The sequence below is a fragment of the Petrotoga miotherma DSM 10691 genome (assembly GCF_002895605.1).
In the GTDB taxonomy this organism is placed as follows: Bacteria; Thermotogota; Thermotogae; order Petrotogales; family Petrotogaceae; genus Petrotoga; species Petrotoga miotherma.
In genome coordinates this window covers 1-1,512 of record NZ_AZRM01000052.1, presented here as the reverse complement: position 1 = coordinate 1,512, position 1,512 = coordinate 1, and the positions used below count along the sequence as shown (strand labels likewise).

The 1,512-nt window shown below is 52.8% G+C and carries 2 rRNA genes; both read right to left on the bottom strand.

The window, feature by feature from the left end:
- Positions 1 to 113, bottom strand: a 5S ribosomal RNA gene (gene rrf, locus X928_RS08730).
- Between the two features lie 27 nt (positions 114 to 140).
- Positions 141 to 1,512 (bottom strand): 23S ribosomal RNA (locus X928_RS08725); the annotation flags it as partial.

Genomic DNA, 1,512 nt, shown 5'->3' with positions numbered 1-1,512 from the left:
AGGGGGCGATACCTACTCTCACACGTCTTAGCGTACTACCATCGGCACGATACGGCTTAACCGTCAGGTTCGGTATGGTTCTGGGTGTTTCCCGTATCGTTTTCTTCACCCCCTATTACTCATTCACAAGTGCATAGAGTTTCGTCCAAAGCCTCGGGCTATTAGTACCGCTCGGCTCAATACTTCTCAGTACTTACACCTGCGGCCTATCTACGTCTTCTTCTCAGACTGCCCTTACCTCTTACGAGTGGGAAGCCTCTTGTTTGGGCCCGTTTCCCGCTTAGATGCTTTCAGCGGTTATCGGTTATATGTGTGGCTACTCAGCTCCTGCTATTTGCATAACAGCTGATTCACCAGGGACATACTCACTCCGGTCCTCTCGTACTAGGAGTAACCCCCTTCAAGCTTCCTACCCCCGCAGCAGATAGGGACCGAACTGTCTTACGACGTTCTGAACCCAGCTCACGTACCGCTTTAATGGGCGAACAGCCCAACCCTTGGGACCGGCTTCAGCCCCAGGTTGCGATGAGCCGACATCGAGGTGCCAATCCACGCCGTCGATGTGAACTCTCGGGCGTGATTAGTCTGTTATCCCCGGGGTAACTTTTATCCGTTGATCGACGGCCCTTCCTCTCAGAACCGCCGGGTCACTAAGTCCAGGTTTCCCTCCTGTTCGACTCGTCAGTCTTTCAGTTAAGCAGGCTTTTGCCTTTGCACTCTTCAGTGGATTCCCAACCCACTTGAGCCTACCTTCGAACACCTCCGTTACCTTTTTGGAGGCAACCGCCCCAGTTAAACTGCCCTCCTAACACTGTCCAGGTCAAGCTCTTCACTTTCTCCCGTTAGTAACCCATCGTTGTAAGGGCGGTATCCCACGGCCGGCTCCAGCTGCCCTGGCGAGCAGCTTTCTTCGCCTCCCGCCTATCCTGTACATACAACGATAAGTTACAATGTCAGGTTACAGTAAAACTCCACGGGGTCTTTCCGTCTAGCTGCGGGTCCTCGGCATCTTCACCGAGACTGTAATTTCACCGGATCCTTCGTTAAGACAGCTCCCTAGTCGTTACGCCTTTCATGCAGGTCGGAACTTACCCGACAAGGAATTTCGCTACCTTAGGACCGTTATAGTTACGGCCGCCGTTTACCGGGGCTTCAGTTCGAAGCTCTCACCTCTCCCCTTAACCTTCCGGCACTGGGCAGGCGTCAGTCCCTATACTTCCACTTCCGTGTTCGCAGAGACCTGTGTTTTTGGTAAACAGTCGCTAGGGACTTGTCACTGCGGCTCTATTAGTATGATTACTCATACTAATAGTCCACCCCTTCTCCCGAAGTTACGGGGCCTTTTTGCCTAGTTCCTTAACGAAGGTTATTCCGCTCCCCTTTGCCTTCTCAGCTCGTCTACCTGTGTCGGTTTCCAGAACGGGCAGTAAAAGTATCTTCACTACACGAGGCTTTTCTCGACAGTGTGATTGTCTACCGTTGGCCTTGCGGCCTCCCCATCACGACTCCTCC